The sequence below is a fragment of the Rickettsiales bacterium genome (assembly GCA_033762595.1).
In the GTDB taxonomy this organism is placed as follows: Bacteria; Pseudomonadota; Alphaproteobacteria; order Rickettsiales; family UBA8987; genus JANPLD01.
In genome coordinates, this window is sequence record JANRLM010000011.1 from 1 (window position 1) to 21,735 (window position 21,735).

The following is a 21,735-nucleotide window of genomic DNA, read 5'->3' on the forward strand; positions in this document are numbered from 1 at the left end:
GTTTTAGATATGAATAATTTTGATAGATTAATTTCTATCAATCTACAAAATTGTGAAACTCTTAACTTTTCAGCCTTAAATGATATTAAATTGCCGATAAAAAAAGCGGAGATTTGGCGAGGAGAATTAGAAAATTTTATCAAAAATAAAAACTTTTCGCAAAAAGATTTTGAAAATGCATCTGTTGAATGTGAAGCTGGAATTGCTCTTGGCACAATCAATTATGTTTTGGAAGTTGCAGAAATTGAAATTCCAGTTGATACAGGTGCTGTTTGGGTGGGTGGCGGAATGTCTGCGGGGGCAGCGGTTGCAAACGCCTCTCACGGCACTTACGGCCTGCTTTATGGCAAAGCATCGGATTTAGTTTTAGAGGTAAATTCCATCAATGGCAATGGTGAATTTTTATGCGAAAAAAGAGAAGTTAAACCAAAAAATTTTAATGAAAACGAGGCGATGATTAACTCCGCTAAAGCACAATATGGTGAGAGTGCAATCGGCACGCAAGGCACTTTTGCGGTGATTTATCAACTTAAATTCGCAACCAAAAAACTGCCAAAATTTCGTCATTACTTTTTGTTAAAATTAGATGGTATTTCAAATCTCTATAAAATCAGGCAGGTTTTGCGGAATAATTTTGCTAGAAATCTTTTACAATTTGAAATTATGGATAATTTATCCCTTAAAATCATAAAGAATTTTGAAGCAGAAAATTTTGTAAATCCATTTTTTGATGAAACCGGCAAACCCTTTAGTAGTGAGGCTGAGATTGATTCAAAATTCCTACTAATGCTTCAAATTATCGGTGATGAAAATGATGATTATATCGGCTTTGCAGCCTATGATTTTTTGAATAAAAATCTTGGATTTTCAGAAAATAATATCGCTTATTCTGGCTCAGATTCCAATGAAAGCGGTGAAGAATTTGCTAAAATGCGACATTCAATTTCAGGTGCAAGCACAAAATATGCAAATAGTTTTGGCAAAGCTAATTTGAATAGGGTTTCGCTTGATTTAGCAGTTCCAATAAAGCATTTAGAGGCTTTTGTTAATGAAATTTATTCTAAAATAAATTCCCAAAATTTGGAAGGTGCAGTTTTTGGACATATCGGAATTGGTGCAATCCACCTGCATATTTTCAATAAAGAAAAAGAAATCAACCCAAGTTGGAAGCAAGAAATCACGGAAGAAATTTTTTCAATCACAAAAAAATACAATGGAAGCTGCTGGAGTGAACACGGCATTGGAACTGCCAATGCAAGCCTTTATAAAAAATTTACGCAGGAAGAATATTATCAAGAATGGCTTTCTTACAAAAAGAAACACGATCCAAATAATATCCTCAGCCCCAGAAATAATGGTTTTGATAAGGAGTTATATAATACTTAAATTTTATTTATAAAATATTAAAGTAATTACTACACATATATTATATAAATTCTTGATGTTTTCCATTCAAGTGTCACCCCGCATTTATTGCGGGGTTAATGGTTGAAATTATTTCAAAACCTAAGTTTTGAGCTTGTTTTATGATTCACCCCGCAATAAATGCGGGGTGACAATAAGAGCTATAGCTCAAATATTTTATTCTAAACACCCTAATACTCCACCCCTACAAAATATAAACCGCAGGCGGGGGCGGTTTCACCGGCTTTTGTTCTATCTTTTGCCTCCAAAATTTCTTGCATTTTTTCAGGCGGATATTTCTTAAAACCAATATCCTTAAGCGTTCCAACAATATTTCTAACCTGATGATGCAAAAAAGATTTTGCAGAAATATCTATAAAAATTAAATTATCTGAAAATTGCTCACAGAAATTTTTATCCTCAATTTTATTAGCCCAAATAGGCATTTGCGATGATTGCGAGATTCTAATTTCCTCAATTTTTCTCACCGGATTTTTCGCCTGACATTGCGTTGAACGAAAGCTAGAAAAATCGTGCCTTCCAATTAAATATTCGCTTGCTTGCCTCATTGCCTCAATATCAAGGGGTTTCTTGATATGCCAAGCTCTATCCTTCATCAAAATTGAAGGCGTTCTTTGATTAAGAATTATATATCTATAATGCCTTTTATTGGCAGAAAACCTTGCATTAAAGTCATCTGAGACAATCTCCGCTTTCTTGACTGAAACAGGGCTGTTCATAAGATAAACATTCAGCCCTTCTTGGATATTAAAGGCCTTAAAATTTTTTTCTAAATCAAAATGAACAACTTGGCCGAAAGCATTTACGCCGGCATCAGTTCTGCCTGCTACAATTAACTCAGGCTTTTCTTGAGTTAGTTTATAGAATGCATCTTGCAAGATAGATTGCACAGAGATGAGCGAACTTTCTTGATTTTCTGAGTTCTGTTTTTGCCAGCCTATCAACCCTTTGCCAAGATACTCAATCGTGATTTTATATCTCGGCATAAAAGGTAGAAAAATTAAACTCTCATTGGCATAATGATGTAGACCGCTGAATTATCAGTTGGATCAGTAATTAAAGATGGTGAATTAGTATTATCAAATGCAAATTGAACTTCTGCACTTTCAATTTGATTTAGCATTTCTAACATATAGCGAGAGTTAAAACCCATCTCAAGTGCTTCCGAGCTATAATTTGCTGCGATATCTTCATCACCACTTCCGCCTTCAACCCCTTGGGAATGCAGGTTAATTTGATTATTACTTAATGAAATTTTAACCGCCTTAGTTTTATCAACTGCAATAGTCGAAACCCTATCAACCGCTTCTTTCAAAGTGCTTGTGCTGGTTGTAAGAATTTTTTTGTTATTTTCAGGAATAACCCTCTGGTAGTCAGGGAAAGTTCCATCAACAACTTTAGATAATAACTCAATTTTATTAGCAGAAAATTTGATTTTAGAGTCAGATATAGAAATTGTTACTTTTTCTTGACCCTCAAGTAGTTTTGGCAATTCATTCACCGCTTTTCTTGGGATAATCACACCCGGCATTCCAAGTGAGCCTTCAGGTGCTTCAACTTCAACTGAAGCAAGCCTATGGCCATCTGTCGCAACCGCCCTTAATTTTCCGTTAGAAATGTGGAAATAAACTCCATTTAAGTAATATCTGGTTTCCTCATTACTCATTGCGAATTTGGTTTTTTCAATGAGTTTAAGCAAAGTTTTAACTTCTAAAGTGAATTTGTGAGTTAAATCACCTTCAGAAATCTGAGGAAAATCTTCAGATGGTAAATAAGATAATTTGAATTTTGAACTGCCAGATTTAACAATTAACCTTGAAGAATTAACATCAGCATCTAGGTTGATTTGCGCCCCTTCTGGAAGTTTTCTGATAATGTCATAAAGCGTTTGAGCCGGCACGGTTAAAGAGCCACCTTGATTAACACTCGCCTCAATTTCCTGCGTTGCAAGCACATCCATATCAGTAACCGTAAGGGTTACAATATTATTGCTCGCATCAATCTTAACATTTGAAAGAATTGGAATAGTATTGCGTTTTTCAACCACAGACTGGATTTTAGAGAGGGATTTAATAAAAGAATTTTTATCTAAATTAATATTAAACGCGAAATCATTTTTAATCTTTTTTGCTGCTTCTGCCATTTTAACCTCTTGAAATATATAGTTTTATTTTGATATTATAATTTATGGATTAATCTAAATTATTTTCTATTGCACTCTTTATATAATAGTAGTTTCTTACCTGCAAGATTATAATAATATTTAGGAAATTTTTTTAAAATGTTGATTATTTTCTTGACAACCTCTGAAAATTTATCCATAAGGCACAGCCCTACATAATAAAAATTAGAGAGTTAAAATGTTTGCAGTATTAAAAACTGGCGGAAAGCAATATAAAGTTCAACCAAACGACATAGTTGAAGTTGAAAAAATTGAAGCAGGTGTTGGCTCACTTGTAGTTCTTAATGATGTTTTATTAGTTGAAGATGGTGCTGATGTTAAAATCGGCAAGCCAGTTGTTGAAGGTTTCGGCGTTTCTGCTGAAATTATCAAGCAAAAGAAAGGCGAAAAAATTATCGTTTTCAAGAAAAAGCGTCGTCATAACTATAGAAGAAAAAACGGCCATAGGCAGTTTGTTACTGTTCTTAAAATCAAGGAAATCGGTAAAAATTTGAAATCAAATATTTTAGAATTCAAACCTTTCGAAATAAACGAAAAGGCTGAATATAAGATTTAATAATTATTTTTAATAAACAACTAAGGCGTAGTTGAAGTCTGCTTGGTATAAGCGTTCAATCAAGCTAATTGAGGAGAAAGCTATGGCAACGAAGAAAGCAGGCGGTAGTACCCAGAACGGCAGAGATTCGGCGGGTAGAAGGTTAGGTGTAAAAAGATATGGTGGTCAAGTGGTTAAAATTGGCACTATTATTGTTCGTCAAAGAGGAACAAAATGGAAGCTTGGCAAAAATGTTGGCATTGGTAAAGATCACACAATTTACTCGCTTATTGATGGCGTAGTTAAATTTGAAACTAAGCATGATGATAGGACTTTCGTTTCTGTAATCCCTCAAGCTGCATAATTTCTTAATATTTTATTAACCCTTCCAGTTTTTTTGAAATTGGAAGGGCTTTTTATTTTCAACCCCTGAAAAAACTATAAATTCGCTCGGCAAGGCTATTGCTTACGCCTTCAACTTTTTTAAGATCATCTATTGAAGCCCCCTCTATTGCTCTAACTGAGCCAAAATATTGGAGCAAAGCCTTTTTGCGTTTTGAGCCGATATCCTCAATTTCATCAAGTCTTGAACCCACCAAAGTTTTTTTGCGTTTATTTCTATGTGAAGTGATTGCAAATCTATGGGCTTCATCTCGCAGATTTTGTAAAAAATATAATTCTGCTGAGTTTTTTTCTAAACGAAAAGCCTCACGATTTTCCATAAAAAACTCCTCATTTCCAGCGTTTCTATCCTCACCTTTTGCAATTCCAACTAAAGTAGTTTTTTCTTGCAAACCAATCTCTTTAATAACCTCTAAACTAGCAGATAACTGCCCTGCCCCGCCATCAATCAAAATTAATTCTGGGATTTCATTTTCATCTTCAATCTTTCCGTATCGCTTGGCGAGAGCCTGCTTCATCATATAAAAATCATCACCGCCAGTTTCTTTTTCACCAGAATCAACATTGAATCTACGATAATTTTTCTTAAGAAAACCCCATTTATTTTCCTCATCAAAACCCGCTGAAATAACTCCGGCAACCGCACTTTTACCGAATAAATGCGAATTATCAAAAACATCAATTCTTTTAATTTCTCTTTCAATACCAAAGATTGTTTGAATTTTTTTAAGCACTGAAATTGCATTTTCCTCTTCGGCGAGTTTTTTATCAAGAGAGAGCTCAGCATTTTTAAGAGCCATTTCAATTAGAGCCTTTTTCTCACCTTTTTGTGGATACAAAATTTCAGTTTTATTGCCAGATATTTCCTCCAAAGCATTTTCTAAAACATCAGTGTTTTCAATGTTTTCAGAGATAATAATATTTTTTGGCAGTGGCTTTGATTCATAAAAATTGGTGAGGAAAAACTCTAAAATTTCAGAGGAAGAAATGCCCTCGACATTTTTTGGAAAATATTCGGTATTGCCTAAAATATAACTATTTCGGACGAAAAAAACTTGGATAACCGCATAATTTCCTTTCGCGAAAATTGCGATAATATCCGCCTCATCAATGGTTTTGCAGTTAATTGGTTGCTTAGATTGAATGGAAGATAAAGCATTTATTCGGTTGCGATAAAAAATTGCTTTTTCAAATTCTATTTTATCGCTCGCGAGCATCATTTTTTATTGAATTTCCTTCTTAAACTCATCAGATTTTCCAGAGAGAAAATTTTTCACCTGCTGCACTGAAATTGAGTATTCTTCTGCGGAAATTTTATTAACGCATGGTGCGGAACATCTTTTAATTTCAAATTCAATGCAGGGTCGTTTGCGGTTTCTGAAGTAAGAATCATCACAAGGGCGAACTAAAAAAACTTTCTGCAAAGCCTTTATTGCTTGATTTACCGCCCAAACTGTTGGGTAAGGGCCAAAATAATTTACACCTTTATTTTTTTGCCCACGATATTTATAAATTCTTGGAAATTGATGAGAATTATCAATTGCAATATATGGAAAACTTTTATCATCACGAAGTAAAATATTAAAAGGTGGCTTGTTATGCTTTATCAAGTGAGCCTCTAAAACCAAGGCCTGTGCTTCAGTTGTGGTGATAGTATATTCAACCCTCTGCACCTGAAAAACCATTCTTGCGATGCGAGTTGTTAGTTGATTTATATTTGTATAGTTTGTAACGCGATTTTTGAGATTTTTTGCCTTACCGATGTAAAGAATCTTATCATTTTCGCCAATCATTCTATAAACGCCACTATCTTCTGGCATTGTTTTCAGTGCATCTTTGATAATATCAACACCCTTCATAGAGTTTATTTAGATAGGATTTAGCTTTGTTAGCTTATTATCATCTGACTTTTTGCTATTGATTTTTTCTTGAATAATTTCAAAAATATTAACGAATTCTTGTTTTAGGCTTTGTAATTCTTCATCATTTTTCAAATAAATTGCACTATCTAATTTACTTGCAATTCTAGCAAATGAAGCCTTTTCTAGCTGATATTCTCTAGATAATTTTTGTGCAATTAAAGTTGCAGTTGCTTTCTCTGAAATATCAGAAATTGAACTGCTTATTTCCCTAATTTTTTGGCGTAACTCTCTGCAAGTGCTTGCTGATAAAATTAAATCTCTAAATGATGCTTTTAGAATTAGATTTTTTTGAGCTGGTTTGTAGGATTGAAATTCTTGCTCATCAATAATTTTTCTACTGGCTAAGGTTGTATCAGCAATCTTAGATTCCAAATTCTCAGAAACCCTAATTTGCGAGCCTTTTCTGTGAATATTTTTACTAAGGTCAGAAACTTTTTTATACAAAGTAATTATAATTATTATTAAAATTATAATTACTATAGTAAAAAAATTGTTAGATGCAAAAATCTTATCTTTAAGCGAAGATTTGCTTAAATCATCACTCTCGCCAGATTCACTTTTATCTTTTACTAAACTACTCCCCTCTAAAAGAGATGAAGAGCTTGCCTCCTCAACCTCAATATTTTTCGCTGGAATAATTGCATAATTGAGTTTGTTATTTTTAATATCCCAATAATTAACCCTAATTTCTGGCAATTGAATATTTCCTGCTTTTTGAGGAATTAGTGTAATTAGCTGAGTTTTAATACCTTTAATACTCTCAGCATAGCTTTCTGTATCTGCAATAGCATCAGTTTTTATTTCTGGCTTATCTGAATAAACTTTGAAGGAATCAGTTGGAATATATTTTTCAATATTAGGCAATAAATCCCCCGGCTTACCTTGTGCAACCATACTAATTTTAAGGTTGATAGGTTCGCCCATTTTTACCTTCAAATTTTGATTGTTTTGAGAATTTTTATAATCAATAATTTCGCTACTTAATTTTAAGTCAAATAGTGCAAGCCAAGGCTCAACCTCAGATATTGGGGGTTTTACATCTAAAACAATCTTGTCACTAGCTATACTGAATGGAATTTTTTTCTCAACAAGCGAGATACCTGAATCAAGCATTGAAAATGGGTCAAAGAAATTATCAAAGGCTGTTCTTGGTCGTTCTTGCTTAACTTCCTTAACCGCAGAACCATTAAGAATTGCTGGCTCAATTTCAACCCTACCGGAAGTTATAGGATTAACAACATAATCAATCGTTAAAACTTCATATTCAACATTATCAATTGTTTCTTTAGTTTGTTGAGGCTGTGAAAGCTGCTCAATAGTTGCGTTATCTGAAGTAGGCTTAACAATATCCGCCTGCTCAACGGGCGTGTTGTACATAACTTTTAAGCGATATAAAATAGGCTGCTCTTGAAATGGAGATTTATTATCAACACTTGCAACCACTGAAATATCATTGTTTTCAAGCCTTGCTGGCAATTCCTCTGAGGGCTTTACTAGAATTTTGAAGGCTTTTGAATAAATAGTGCCTTTATCCGTTTTTATAGAAATCGCTGGAATTACAAAGCCACCATCCTTATTAGCACTTAAATCATAAACCCAAAAAGTAACCTTTGTTGAAACATTATTAACAATTTGCATCATTGATTCTTGCGATTTTCCTTTTATCGCAATATCTGCTGGCAAAACTGAAACATCTGGTTGAGAGAAAGCTTCCGCATTTACAAGCTCTAATTTCATTTGAAAATTCTGCCCTGCTGAAATATCACTTCTATCAAGATACGCTGAAAATATTGCCTGCTGTGCATTTGCAGAAGAATTAAATGCAAATAAAAATAAAAGGGAAAAAGTAAAAATAAAAATTTTTACAAAAAATAATTTATTAAAAAATTTCATAATTCTATCTAGGCACTGATAGTAAAGGTTAATAAATTTGCCATTTAATTAATTTTGTCAGAGAACAAAAGAAATTCAAGTGCAATAGTTATTCATATTGCCGAAGAATTTCTTGAAGTTATATGCCAAAATTAATAATGGCCTTTCAGGTTATGGCAAAAATTGCTATCTACGGCGTTAAAAAGTTTGCGGATATGAATAACTATCCGACACACTTTTTGCCTTGTATATAGCAATTTTTGACTCATAACAAATTTTATTAACCTTTACTATCAGTGCCTAATTACCAAGGTTTTTCATTAATATTTTTCTGGTTTTTATGCTCTAAATATATTCTATTTTTAAGAATTTGAGAAGGCTCACCAGAAATTTTTTGAAATAATTTTTCCGCTTCAAGTTTTAGTGCATTACTTACGTTTTGAGAAGAATTTTGTTTTGTCTTATCATCATTTTTAGAGCCAAAGATTTTTTCTAATTCTTGATCAATTATAGAATTACTCTCTTCTTGATTATCATCTTGGGAAGTTTCTGATTGCTTTTGAGCATTTTCTTCGGATTGCAAATTAGCTTCATTTTCTTGTTCTTTTATAGCTCTTGATTGGCTAATTTGCTGCTGTTGCAGAATTTTCTGTGCAATTTCTAAATTAGTTTTTGCTTTCTGATGATTTGGATTTTTCTCTAAAAATTTTTTATAATTTTCTATGGATTCCTCCGCTTTAAGTTGCTTTAATTGAGAATTAGCTAAATTATACAAAGCGTTAGAATTATTTTCTAAAGCATTACTAAAGAATTTTTCAGCTTCAAAAAAGCTTCTTTGTTTATAAGCGGCAACACCTTTATTATAATCATCTAAAAATAAATCTTTTGCTTCTGAATATTTACCAGTTTTGAAACGATTTTCCGCAATTTGATTACGATTTTTGAAAAAATCCCAACTAAAAATATTTTCAAATTTTAATTCATCATAACTATTTTCTTCGCTTATATTTTCAGCAAAAGTATGATATGGAAAGCTAATTAAAATTAGAATAACTGGAAAGCTCGCACCTTTTCTAAAATAGAAAGCTAGAATTATCATTGCTAGTGCCAAGGGGATATAAAATCTATTATTCCAAACTCGCAGAGATTTGTATTTTGATTCCTGCTTAATAATATCCCCATCAATAAAGGATTTCAGCTTCTTCACATCATCTTCTAAGTAATTTGCTTTAATAAATTTTTCTTCACCAGAAATTTCAAAAAGATTTTCAGCATTAATTTTACTAATAACTAACTTGCCTTTTTCTCTAATAAAATCACCTTGTATATTTCTTATTGGTGAGCCCTCTAATGTGCCAAAACCATAAGAAACTAAATTTATTTTTTCTTTAATTTTTGTAAGTTTTTGGGTTGGTATTTGACTCGTAAATTCACCATCAGACATTAAAATTATATAATTTACAGCATTTTCATATTTAGATAATAAATTTGTTGCAACATCAAGCCCAGCCTCAATATTACTACCTTGAATTGGCATTAAATTCGTGTTCAAAATTCCAGCGTAGTAATTAATAATTTTTTCATCATCAGTAAGTGGTGTTATCACAGATGCATTATGTGAATAAGCCACAAGTGCATAATTTACTGAGCTTATATTATTTGTGATATCAAAAATTTCCTGCTTAACCCTTGTTAAACGGGAGGGCATCTCATCATCAGCATTCATAGAATTTGATACATCAACCAAAAAAACTATATTCACATCAGGTCGGAATGCCTCAATATCAGTATAATCCCATCTAGGGTTTGCAATTGCGACAACAAGTAACAACCAAACAATTGAAATTATTATAGTGTTAAAAACCAATTTATATTTTGAATCTCCCTTAGTAAGCAGATGTTTTATTAATGGTTTATCAATAAATTTCCTGAGTTTTTCTAAAGAAAAGGATAGCCTTCTACCCGGGAAAAACTCTAAGCAAATAAAGAGCAATCCAAGAAGGCAAAGCCACAGAAAATCTTGTTTTTCAAAGTGAAAATTCGCATCAAAAATATTTTCAAAAACTTCCTTCATCTAAGTAAAAATTTCCGCCATTTATAATTATATAAAATTCTAACAAGCATTATTATCATCGCAAGCGCAAGCGGATAAATGTATAATTCATCTCTAATTATAACTTCATTAGTTTCTGATTTTGATTTTTCCATCTCATTTATTTTCTTATAAACTTTTTCTAATGCGATTCTATCAGTTGCTTTATTACTTGTACCACCAGTCAGTCGAGAAATTTCATTCAGCAAATCTTCATCAACTTCCATTTTGGCGTAGATTAAACTTCCATCAGCCATTTTTATTGGAATAACCCCTGATTTTCCAACCGATATAGTGTGAATTTTGATATTAAAATTTTTAGCTATGTTTGCGGCTTCCAACGGGTCAATGATACCTGCTGTATTCGCACCATCAGTTAATAGAATCAAAACCCTTGAAGATTTCGGCTTGTTTGAAAAGGTCTTGACTGCCAATGCAATCGCATCACCAATTGCAGTGGCATCACCAGCAATGCCAATGTTAGCTAAATCTAACATTTCTGTAATTGCTTGTAAATCTTGGCTGAGTGGAGCTTGCAGATAAGCGTTTTGACCAAAAATAATTAAGCCAATTCTATCGCCTTCCCTTTTTATAATAAATTCTTTAGCAACATTTTTAACTACATCTAAGCGATTTTGACCAAATTTTTCTGCCAGATCATTAGCCGACATAGATTTTGAAATATCTACAGCAATTAAAATATCATAGCCTTCAGTTTTTGTTTTGCTAATTTTAGTAGCAAAATTTGGTTGCATTAGAGCAATCACGAGCAAGCACCAAATTATGTAAAGCAAAAAATTAAACTTACCAACTTTTGCACTAAAACTACCTTTATTACCAAAAGATTTTACAAACCATTTTAAGTTTGGATTATTTATAGTTGGCAGATTTCCAGTTCTTTTTTCATCTGATGAAAATAAAAAATAAACTATCACCGGCACTAAAAACAAAATGGCAACAAATGGATTTTCAAACTGAAACATATTTTCTAATAATATCTATAGCCAATCAATAAAAGCATCAACAAGAGTTGCAAAATCTTTTTTCTGCATTGAGATTTTTTCTTCTGGCATATAAGGATAAACTATTAATAGCTTACCTTTTTTAACCCAATTAAAATTTTTTGGATCTCTTGCATTCAGCCATTTTAGCCAATTTACGCCCTCAAGAGAAGCAACTTCATTCCTGCCATAAATTTGCATTCCAACCCTTTTAGTAAGCTCATTAAATTCACTTAAAATTTGCTTTGCATTTTCTGGATTAAAATTCTCAAGCATTTTCTGAAGCTCTTGCTTTATTGAATATCGCCAATTTTTTTTATACAAAAATTTTTTATATTCAAAAGCTGCAACAGAAAAAATTACTATTAAAAAAAATAAAATTAAAAACCACCAACCTATCGCAAGCGGAAAAGCGGAAACCTTTGTAATGCCCTCCACATCTTGCATTCTCTCAAGTAATATTTGCTGCAAATCTTCCATTTTTATTTTTTTAATCCTGAAAGTAGAACCTTAAATTCATCTTCTTTAGTATTGATATTTATAAGTTTTATTCCAAATTTGTTAGAGATTTTTTTTAACATTTCTTGCTTCTCATTAAAATTTTTGAGGTAATTTTTCATTCCCCTTTTATCACTGCTGTTCAGAACATAACTTCTAAAGCCGTATTTCAAAACAATTTTACCAACATCGGGAATAAAAAAGTCACTATCATCACTTATATTAATAAAAACTTTTTGAGTTTTTGCACCTAGTAAAAATACATTCTTTTCAAATACTTCACTGATATTTCTAAAGTCAGATATTATAAACAAAATATCAGGTTTAATGCCCATTCTTCTCAGGTTAAAAACCGCCCCTTCTATAGAGTAACTTTGGTTAAAATCCTCCTTTGAACAGAGGATTTTTAACGCTCTAAAAATGTTAAATTTATGAGCAGAAGGCTTAAGATAATTGAATCTATTTTGCTGATTACCGAAAATGTAAAACCCAATTTTATCTTTATTATTGTGAGCTACAAAGCTAATAATACTGGCAATTCTAGCGGTAACAATATTTTTGAAAGTTCCCCTTGTGCCGAAATTCATATAGTCATTTTTATCAATTGCGATAACTACATTTCTTTGCTTTTCTTCATTGAAAATTTTTATGAAAATATCATCAAGTTTGGCTGAAACCCGCCAATCTATTTTACGAATATCATCACCGATATTATAATTTCTAACCTCTGAAAACTCTAATCCCTGCCCTTTGAAGCTAGAATTATATGCAGCAGAAAAACTGCTCGGTTTGGATTTATTGCCAAACTTTATAAGCTTAGCAAGGCTTTCTAACTTTATTAGCTGTTTGAAATTTGGATATAACATATTTTTGATTCTTCGATTATCCGATGATCCGATTCTTCGAAACATCAAAGCATCATCTATCCAACCGCAACCACTTGCAGAACTCTATCAATAATATCATCGTTAGAGATATTATCCGCCTCAGCCTCAAAACTTGGCAGAATTCTATGCCTTAGAACCTCATATGCGATTGCTTGCACGTGATGCGGTGCAACAAATTCACTACCTTCTAAATATGCAAAAGCCTTTGCACATTTCATTAATGCAATAGATGCCCTTGGAGAAGCCCCAAACCTAATCAAATTCGCTAAATCTGAAGAAAAATCCGTTGGGTTTCTAGTGCAAGTAACTAGCGAAACGATATATTTTTCAATTTTTGCATCTACAAAAATTTCATTCGCCAAAGCCCTAGCCTCTAATATTTCTGGGATAGTTGTGATAGCGTTTGCTTTGTTCAATTTAGTTTCTGAATTTTTGCTATTGGTTGCAAGCCTCAGAATTTCAAGTTCTTCAGAAGGTAGCGGATAGGTTATAACTGATTTCATAAGAAATCTATCAAGTTGAGCTTCTGGCAAATTGTAAGTTCCCTCTTGATCAATCGGGTTTTGCGTTGCAATAACCATAAATAAATCAGGGAGTTTCCGAGTTTCCAAACCAACCGAAACTTGCCCTTCGCCCATTGCCTCAAGCAGTGCAGATTGAACTTTTGCAGGCGCACGATTTATTTCATCAGCTAATATTATATTATTGAAAATTGGCCCCGCACAAAATTCAAAAGAATTTTTTTCTTTGATGTAAATATCAGAGCCAGTAATGTCAGAAGGCAGTAAATCAGGTGTGAATTGAATTCGTTTGAAGTTTGAATTTACGGCTTCCGCAAGATATTTTGAAGCGCTAGTTTTCGCAAGCCCCGGCATACCCTCAATCAGCAAATGCCCACCTGCAAGCAAGCATACTAACATATTATCAATAAGGCTTTTTTGCCCTATTATTCTAGTTTCAAGATATTTTCTAACTTTATCTAGCTTCATTTGCTTTTAATTTATTTTATTTCAAATAGATTTATAGCAATAGATAAAATTTTTGCAAAAAAATTAATTGGTAATTTTGGAAGTGTTTATTAAAATTAGATTTTATAGAATTTTATTTTTTCCACTCAAGTGTCACCCCGCATTTATTGCGGGGTTAAAGAACTTAATTTATGCAACCACACCATTTTTCATTCCCGCCCCGTGTCAAGCACGGGGTAAACTCCAGCGGGAATCTATATGTCAATGGATACCCGCTTCCGCGGGTATGAAGTGAGAAAATTTGTTCTAGTTAACCCCGCAATAAATGCGGGGTGACAATAGGTGATTAGGTGGATAAATCCTCTTTTATTTAGTATTAAGTTAGTTATTTTTATGCACCCACAAATTAAAGAAATTTCAAAATTTGCATTCACTGATGAAGATGAGTTAATCTCAAACTATCTCAATCTTGCTGGATTTTATAAAGGAAAAGCCAAGAAAATCTATGAGCAAGCGAGCATTTATGTTCAAAATATTAGAGAAAACCTATCAGGTTTTACCATTGAAAACTTCCTCAAAGAATTCTCGCTTGATACTTATGAAGGCGTTGCAATCCTCTGTTTAGCTGAGGCTTTGCTTAGAATTCCAGATAGTAAAAACGCTGATGAATTAATCAAAGATAAAATCTTAAAAGGTAATTGGAAGGAACATCTCAAAAAAGATTCTGACTTAATGCTAAATATTTCCTCTTTCGCATTTTTACTGAGTGAGGAGGTTCTTTCCCCAACAAAAGTTGAAAATAAATTAGTTAGAAAACTCAATAATTCCCTTGAAAAAGCCAGTGAGCCTATCATTCGTGAGGCTCTTAAAAAAGCCGTTGAGTTACTTGGCGGCAAATTTGTGATAGGTAACAATATTGATAAAGCCTTGAAGAAGGCAGAAAGCCTTACTAAAGATGGTTATAATTTCTCATTTGATATGCTCGGTGAAGGTGCAAGAACAGAAAGCCAAGCCGAAATTTACTTCAATAATTATTTTAATGGTGCAAAAAAATTAATTGAAAAATGGGAAGGAAAATTATCTGATGACATCTTTCAAAACCCTAATATTTCCATTAAAATTTCGGCTTTGCACCCAAAATATGAATTGCTAAAATTTGAAAAAATCAAAGATGAATTAATTAGAAAAATCTTAAAAATCGCGGTTTTATGCAAAGAAAATAATCTTTGGCTTTCAATAGATGCTGAGGAATCTTGGCGTTTGGAAGTCTCACTTTTGCTGTATCTTGAGCTTATAAATCACCCTGCCCTTGCTGGTTATAATGGTCTTGGTTTTGTAGTGCAGGCTTATGGCAAACGAGCTTTAAGAACTATAAAATTTTTGAATTCTTTAGCTGAACAGAAAAATATTATAATTCCAATTCGCCTTGTGAAAGGTGCTTATTGGGATAGTGAAATTAAGTACGCCCAAATGAACGGCTTGGAAGGCTATCCAGTGTTCACCAGAAAATCTCACACAGATTTATCTTATCTGGTTTGTGCAGAGGAATTGATGAAATCCAAAAATATTTATCCACAATTTGCTACGCATAGTGCCTATTCAGTTTCAGCAATTCAAGAATTAGCTAGATGTTATAAAACTGAAAAATTTGAATTCCAAAAATTATTTGGAATGGGAGATGAATTGTATAATCAAGTGATTTCAAAATTCCCTTGTAGAATTTATGCTCCAGTTGGCTCTTATGAGGATTTACTTCCTTATTTAATCAGAAGAATTTTAGAGAATGGTGCGAATAATAGCTTCATTTCTTTAGTGGCCGATAATGAAAAATCACTTGATGAAATTCTTAAATCTCCGATTTCAAAAATTGAAACCAAAACCTACACAGGTAAATTTATTCCTCTGCCTGAAAGCCTTTACAACCCAAGAAAAAACTCAAAAGGCTATTGCCTCGGAAATATTATTCACACTGAAAAATTAAAATCTTTTTTGAATGAAAAATCTGTAAATATTATTGAGGCAAAATCACTTTTTGCGGGCAAAGAAATTGCAACCAAATCTCAAGAAAATATTGAAATAGCAATTAATTTTGCAGATAAAAATCAGCAAGATTGGCAATCAAAAACCCTTGAAGAAAGATGTATTTCACTTGAGAAATTTGCTGATTTACTGGAAGAAAACACTGCAGAAATTTTTAATATTCTAGTTTTTGAAGCGAAAAAAACCGCAAAAGATAGCATTGGTGAAATTCGTGAAGCGATTGATTTCCTTAGGTTTTACGCTAGTGAAGCTCGCAAAAATCTTACTCCCACGAAAACAAAATCTTACACTGGTGAGGCAACAATTACAAATTATCGTGGCAAGGGAATTTTCGTTTGTATCAGCCCTTGGAATTTCCCTCTTGCGATATTTTTAGGGCAGATTTCCGCTTGTTTAGTCGCTGGAAATCAAGTTATCGCAAAGCCTGCCGAGCAAACAGAAAAAATCGCATATTATGCCGTTAAACTTGCCTATCAAGCGGGAATTCCAAATTCGGCTTTGCAATTATTGCTTGGCAAAGGCTGTGAGATTGGCTCAAAACTTACTTCTCAAGAAAAAATCGCTGGCGTAGTATTTACTGGTTCAACCCAAACTGCAAGAAATATTAATCAAAATTTAGCACAAAGAAATTCAGCTATTGCAACTTTTGTTGCAGAAACTGGCGGTCAAAATGCGATGATTATTGATAGCACTATTCTGCTTGAAAAAACCCTTGATGACATCATTGAAAGCGCCTTCCACTCAGCGGGGCAAAGATGTTCAGCACTCAGAGTTTGCTATATTCAGGATGAAATTTATAATAAAATGCTCACCCTTCTTAAGGAGGCAATTTCAGAGCTTGAAGTTAATAATCCGCAAGATTTTTCAACTGAAATTCCACCTGTGATTGACGCTAAAGCGAAGGAAAATTTAGAGAAACATATAGCTACAATTTCTAATTCATTCCCGCAAAAGCGGGAATCTATTGATCCCCGTTTTCACGGGGATGAAAAGGAGTTCTTAATACAACCAACCATTATTGAAATTCCTTCAATTTCCGTTTTAGAAAAAGAGAATTTTGGCCCAATTTTGCACCTCATAAAATTCAAAAAAGAGGATACTGACAAAATTATTTCTGAAATTAACTCCACAGGTTATGGCCTTACATTCGGCATTCAAAGCCGAATTCAAGATTATATAAAATATGTAACTTCCCGCATTCACGCTGGTAATATTTACATTAACCGAAGTATGATTGGTGCAGTGGTTGAAACCCACCCATTTGGTGGCGCAAATCTCTCTGGCACAGGCCCTAAAGCAGGTGGCGTGAATTATATCAAGCGATTCGCAGAAGAATTCACCATCACTGAAAATACCGCAGCCATCGGCGGAAATTTAGAGTTGCTGAAGTAGAAAAAGTGAGTGATTTTTATATCTACCAATGTTTTTTCCCTTGAGTGTCACCCGCATTTATTGCGGGGTAAACTATACTGCAAAATTAAAACATAGGTTTGGCAATATTTTCAACATTTAACCCCGCAATAAATGCGGGGTGACAATCTGCGGTTAAGGAGCTTAAATCTATGATTAATGAATACTTCCGAGAAAACTACCCCACATCTAACCTTAGACTTGATTTTGTATTTGGCAGAATTTCTTGCTCTCTGCGATAAATTTTTTTAAGCTCATCAATATTTATGCCGATTTTATTTCTAATTTCGGATAATTTAACCTTGTTATATTTTTCAAAAGGAAATTCATAAATCTTCTCAACCTTTGATTTTTTGCCATATTCAAGCCCTAAATCATAAGCCTTCATATGCCTTCTTGAGAAACGATATTTTTTTGGATACAAAAACATTGAGGCAGTTTTGAAAATAAACTCCTCATATTTCTTAATGTTTTTTGAAGTCCCCATGGTAAAACCGATTACAAAAGCTTCATCTTGTGGCAATAAACCGCGACCTAAAACTATATGAATACAATCGTGGCGTTCTAGGTTAACCGCACCTTTTAAGGCGAATGGTGATTTTGGATTTTCAAATAATTTTACTATTTGGCTGATATCTTCGGGGCTGTTGGCAGGCAAAGTTTTTCTAACCTCTTCTAAAGTTTTATCGCCATTATCTAGCCTCGGATTCCAATCTCTATAACTTATCATAAATTATGCAGCCTTAACTAAAGTTTTGAAAATATCTTCTAGATTAGATTCCTCAGTTTTTACATCTTTAATTTTTGCACCTAGATTTTGAATTTGGTTGATGATTTTATCTAATTGAAAATCATCTTTTTTATATGTTATACAAATTCCAAGACCATTATTTATAACCTCATAACCCTCTAAAATATTATTACTTTCAAGCTTTTCAGAGAAATGAAAAAATATTTTTTTAATGCCAAGCTTATCTTTTAGATTTTTTGTTGTATCATTTGCGATAATTTCACCCTTATTTATAACCGCAATTTTATCGCATAATTGCTCGGCTTCTTCCAAATAATGGGTTGTAAGCAAAATAGTTGTGCCTTCTTTATTAAGTTTGCGAACATACTCCCAAAGTTGGCTTCGTAGTTCAACATCAACGCCAGCAGTTGGCTCATCAAGAATTATAATCGGCGGATTATGCACCAGTGCTTTTGCGACTAAAAGCCTTCGTTTCATACCACCTGAAAGCCTGCGTGGGTTGAAATCTTTTTTATCTTCTAGTGAAAGTGCTTTTAGAATTTCGTCAGTTCGCCTATCTTTTTTGCGAATTCCGTAATAGCCAGCGTAATATTCCAGAGTATCATAAACATTGAAAAATGGGTCAATTACAACTTCTTGCGGCACTATGCCTATATTCGCACGAAGTTTTTCTGGCTGTTTATCAAGGTCAATTCCATTCACCAAAACTTTGCCTGAAGTTTTATTCACAAGCCCTGCAATGATATTAATAAGCGTAGATTTACCCGCCCCATTAGGCCCAAGAAGCCCAAAAATCTGTCCTTTTTCAATATCAAGAGAGATATTTTTTAAGGCTTCTTTTTGCTCCTTAGAAATTTTTGAAGAATAAATTTTCCTCAAATCAGAAATTGAAATTGCGAGGTTGCTCATATCACTCCAATAGATAATTATAAGTTCTGAAATATTCATCGATCGCAGCAACTATTGAAGAAACTACTTTCTGCTTATGTTGAGCGGTTGCAAGAAGCCTCTCTTCATAAATATTACTCATATATCCAAGCTCTAACAATACTGATGGAATATCTGCACCAGTAAGAACTGCAAGGCTTGCCTCCCGATTAGATTTTGGTAGAGGCTTTGCTTTTTTGCCCATATTTTTTGCAAGAATTCTTGATAATTCATCTGAAATATCTTTCGTTTCATTCTGTGAAATAAATATCAATGCCTCCTTCACATCTCTTGATTTTCCTTTAAGTGGAACACCCCTTATAATCTCCTCATACTCAGATTTTTCTAGTAATTTTCTTGCTTCTCTTTCCGCCCTATCTTTAGAAATAGTATAGATTGAAAAGCCTCGCACTTCTTTATTAGGGTTGGAATCAGCGTGAATAGAAATCAGAATATCACCACCACTTCGGCGAGCAATTTTTACCCTGTCAGGCAAAGGCACAAAACTATCATTATCCCTTGTCATTTTGACAATATATTTTCCCGTGCGATTTAACTCATCTCTTAAAGCACGAGAATAAGCTAAAACAATATTCTTTTCACGATTTCCAAGTTTGCCAGTTGCACCGGGGTCTTTACCACCATGGCCGGGATCAATCACCACAACAGCCTTACGAGCCTTTTTAATAATTGGCTTTGAAGGAAGTGCTGAAAGCGTTATTCTATCAGCAACTTGTGGCGTAATAATTTTTTGTTGCGATATAATTGGCATTGTAATTGGCTTTTGCTGAATTGAATTATTCACAATTTTATTTTCTGGCTTAGCTTTTACAAAACGCTCTAGCGGAACGTTATATTTATTTACAAGATCAAAAACAGACCCAGAATCAGTTTTTTGAGGCGATTCTTGCTGAAGTTGAATATTAGTTTTAGGCTTTACCCTTTCAATAATTTCTTCAGTTTTTTTGACATAATTTTCAATTCTAACTTGGGCATTTTCCTCAACTTTTCTATATATTGTTGAGAGGCTTGTTGGCATTGGCAGAGATAATTTTTTTAGAGACTCCTGTGAAATAGATTGAATTTTAGGGGCAGTTTTAACTTCAGCCTTTAATGATTTTGGTGTAGGAAGATTATTTATCGCCTTATTTACAACTGGCTTTTTCACAATTTTAGTCTCAACGCCTGTTTTTCCGGCTTCAAAGGGTGATTTTTCTTTATGGCTTTGCGTTTGCGATTTTGGCTTGCTTTCAGCATAGCAAACCATTGAAATGCATAGAAAAAATGTAAAAAATAGAAATGAACGCAAAGGGCTAAATTATAAATTCAACTTAATTATTAAACTATATTTTACCTATTTTCAAATTTTATTGACAAAGTTTCTTCAGCTTAAAGTTATTTTGAATTGAACCCCCTCACCAATTCCTCAATATGTTTTGCGTTTAGGTTTGCTTTTTCATACATATTATAAGGATCGTCGTGGTCTAGGAATAAATCAGGAAGCACCATTGAGCGGAATTTGGTTTTATCATTTATTAAATCATTATCGGTTAAAAATTTTGCAACGAATGAGCCAAAACCACCAACTGAGCCTTCCTCAATAGTTACAATCAATTTTGATTTTTTAGCAAATTCTCTGATTAAATTTTCATCTAATGGCTTTGCAAATCTTGCATCAATAATTGCAGTTTTAATATTTTGTTTTTCTAAATTTTCTGAGGCAATCTTAACTTCTTGAAGCCTCGCACCATATGAAATTATTGTTACATCAGGTGATTGATTATCCCAAACCACCCTACCCTTGCCGATTTCAAGTGGTTCAAGATTTTCAGGAATTTCTAACCCTAAACCCTCACCTCTAGGAAAACGAAATGCGATGGGTGAAGAATTATGATTTGCCGCCGTTACAATCATTTTCGCAAGCTCAATTTCATCAGAAGAAGCCATTAGAACAAAATTTGGCAGGCAACCAAGATACGCTACATCAAAGCTACCAGCGTGCGTTGCACCATCAGCACCAACAAGCCCTGCCCTATCTAACGCAAATTTCACAGGTAAATTTTGGATTGCAACATCGTGAATAACTTGGTCATAAGCCCTTTGCAGAAAGGTTGAATAAATTGCACAGAAAGGTTTGTAACCCTCAAACGCTAACCCTGCCGCGAATGTTACGGCGTGTTGCTCGGCAATACCTACATCAAAAGTTCTTTCTGGAAATTCTTTGCCGAATTTATTTAAGCCAGTTCCGCTTGGCATTGCGGCGGTTATTGCTAAAATCTTCTCATCATTTTTTGCAATTTTTATAAGAGTATCAGCAAAAATCTCAGTGTAAGTTTTTACCCCTTGCGTTGCTTTTGATTGCACTTTTGTTTCAACATCAAATTTGCGAACTGCGTGAAATTTTTCAGATGAAGCCTCCGGAGATTCAAAGCCATAGCCCTTTTCAGTAACCACATGAATTAAATATGGCTTTTTATCTTTTGATTTTTTGATGTTACGCAAAACTGGCAACAGATGATCCAAATTATGGCCATCTAGTGGGCCGATATAATCAAAGCCCATTTCCTCAAAAAAATTGCCGCCAACCACAACATCTTTTGCAATTTGCTCAGTTTTTTTAACCGCTCTTTCAAAATAATTTGGCAGATGTTTCACTGCTTTTAATGCAAATTTTTTGAATGTATTATAGGTTTTGCCTGATATTAATTTCGCAAGATAAGCCCGCATCGCACCAGTTGGGGGTGCGATTGACATATCATTATCATTCAAAATTACGATTAATTTTGAGTTGCTATCACCAGCGTTGTTTAGGGCTTCATAGGC

Annotated in this window: 17 protein-coding genes and 1 pseudogene; 4 read left to right on the forward strand and 14 right to left on the reverse strand. The window is 33.5% G+C overall.

The genetic code is table 11. The features are described 5' to 3' along the window. On the forward strand, window positions 1–1,386 hold a 1,386-nt coding region (locus SFT90_00710), incomplete at its 5' end, for an FAD-binding oxidoreductase (protein ID MDX1949005.1). Between the two features lie 209 nt (window positions 1,387–1,595). Here SFT90_00710 and truA read toward each other — a convergent pair. Continuing rightward, on the reverse strand, window positions 1,596–2,411 hold the full coding sequence (gene truA / locus SFT90_00715) for a tRNA pseudouridine(38-40) synthase TruA (GenBank protein ID MDX1949006.1): 816 nt from the start codon (window positions 2,409–2,411) through the stop codon (window positions 1,596–1,598). 14 nt (window positions 2,412–2,425) lie between these two features. Further along, the gene (gene dnaN / locus SFT90_00720) at window positions 2,426–3,568 is read right to left on the reverse strand and encodes a DNA polymerase III subunit beta (protein MDX1949007.1); all 1,143 of its coding nucleotides are present in this window, start codon (window positions 3,566–3,568) and stop codon (window positions 2,426–2,428) included. A 217-nt stretch (window positions 3,569–3,785) separates the two neighbouring features. Here dnaN and rplU point away from each other — a divergent pair. After that, window positions 3,786–4,094: pseudogene (gene rplU / locus SFT90_00725) on the forward strand (50S ribosomal protein L21). A 151-nt stretch (window positions 4,095–4,245) separates the two neighbouring features. Continuing rightward, entirely contained in the window at window positions 4,246–4,506 is a 261-nt protein-coding gene (rpmA, locus tag SFT90_00730) for a 50S ribosomal protein L27 (protein ID MDX1949008.1), read from the forward strand. Window positions 4,507–4,564: 58 nt separating this feature from the next. Here the strand turns inward: rpmA and uvrC are convergent, their stop codons facing one another. From uvrC to SFT90_00770, 8 genes are all read right to left on the reverse strand, one after another. Further along, a complete protein-coding gene (uvrC, locus tag SFT90_00735; protein ID MDX1949009.1) occupies window positions 4,565–5,761 on the reverse strand; it encodes an excinuclease ABC subunit UvrC in 1,197 nt (398 codons plus the stop codon). A gap of 6 nt (window positions 5,762–5,767) precedes the next feature. Next, window positions 5,768–6,403 (reverse strand): GIY-YIG nuclease family protein, encoded by a 636-nt coding sequence (locus SFT90_00740; GenBank protein MDX1949010.1) that lies wholly within the window; start codon window positions 6,401–6,403, stop codon window positions 5,768–5,770. 9 nt (window positions 6,404–6,412) lie between these two features. After that, the gene (locus SFT90_00745; protein ID MDX1949011.1) at window positions 6,413–8,359 is read right to left on the reverse strand and encodes a BatD family protein; all 1,947 of its coding nucleotides are present in this window, start codon (window positions 8,357–8,359) and stop codon (window positions 6,413–6,415) included. A gap of 283 nt (window positions 8,360–8,642) precedes the next feature. Next, entirely contained in the window at window positions 8,643–10,412 is a 1,770-nt protein-coding gene (locus SFT90_00750; GenBank protein MDX1949012.1) for a VWA domain-containing protein, read from the reverse strand. Further along, on the reverse strand, window positions 10,409–11,413 hold the full coding sequence (locus SFT90_00755; protein ID MDX1949013.1) for a VWA domain-containing protein: 1,005 nt from the start codon (window positions 11,411–11,413) through the stop codon (window positions 10,409–10,411). Before SFT90_00755 ends, SFT90_00750 begins: the two co-directional genes overlap by 4 nt. Window positions 11,414–11,428: 15 nt before the next feature. Then, window positions 11,429–11,911 (reverse strand): DUF4381 domain-containing protein, encoded by a 483-nt coding sequence (locus SFT90_00760; GenBank protein MDX1949014.1) that lies wholly within the window; start codon window positions 11,909–11,911, stop codon window positions 11,429–11,431. A 2-nt stretch (window positions 11,912–11,913) separates the two neighbouring features. Beyond that, the gene (locus SFT90_00765; GenBank protein MDX1949015.1) at window positions 11,914–12,795 is read right to left on the reverse strand and encodes a DUF58 domain-containing protein; all 882 of its coding nucleotides are present in this window, start codon (window positions 12,793–12,795) and stop codon (window positions 11,914–11,916) included. A 56-nt stretch (window positions 12,796–12,851) separates the two neighbouring features. Further along, window positions 12,852–13,805: a MoxR family ATPase gene (locus tag SFT90_00770; GenBank protein ID MDX1949016.1), complete on the reverse strand. Its 954-nt coding sequence runs from the start codon at window positions 13,803–13,805 to the stop codon at window positions 12,852–12,854. A gap of 372 nt (window positions 13,806–14,177) precedes the next feature. On the opposite strand from SFT90_00770, the gene putA reads away from it, so the two are divergent. Continuing rightward, window positions 14,178–17,216, forward strand: a complete 3,039-nt coding sequence (gene putA / locus SFT90_00775) for a bifunctional proline dehydrogenase/L-glutamate gamma-semialdehyde dehydrogenase PutA (GenBank protein MDX1949017.1) — start codon at window positions 14,178–14,180, stop codon at window positions 17,214–17,216. A gap of 196 nt (window positions 17,217–17,412) precedes the next feature. On the opposite strand, the gene SFT90_00780 is transcribed toward putA, so the two are convergent. From SFT90_00780 to dxs, 4 genes are all read right to left on the reverse strand, one after another. Beyond that, window positions 17,413–17,964: a hypothetical protein gene (locus SFT90_00780; protein ID MDX1949018.1), complete on the reverse strand. Its 552-nt coding sequence runs from the start codon at window positions 17,962–17,964 to the stop codon at window positions 17,413–17,415. A gap of 3 nt (window positions 17,965–17,967) precedes the next feature. Then, the gene (locus SFT90_00785) at window positions 17,968–18,933 is read right to left on the reverse strand and encodes an ABC transporter ATP-binding protein (protein ID MDX1949019.1); all 966 of its coding nucleotides are present in this window, start codon (window positions 18,931–18,933) and stop codon (window positions 17,968–17,970) included. Then, window positions 18,896–20,221: an N-acetylmuramoyl-L-alanine amidase gene (locus SFT90_00790; protein MDX1949020.1), complete on the reverse strand. Its 1,326-nt coding sequence runs from the start codon at window positions 20,219–20,221 to the stop codon at window positions 18,896–18,898. Before SFT90_00790 ends, SFT90_00785 begins: the two co-directional genes overlap by 38 nt. Before the next feature lie 86 nt (window positions 20,222–20,307). Beyond that, window positions 20,308–21,735 (reverse strand): 1-deoxy-D-xylulose-5-phosphate synthase (gene dxs / locus SFT90_00795; GenBank protein ID MDX1949021.1); only part of this gene is annotated, 1,428 nt, incomplete at its 5' end.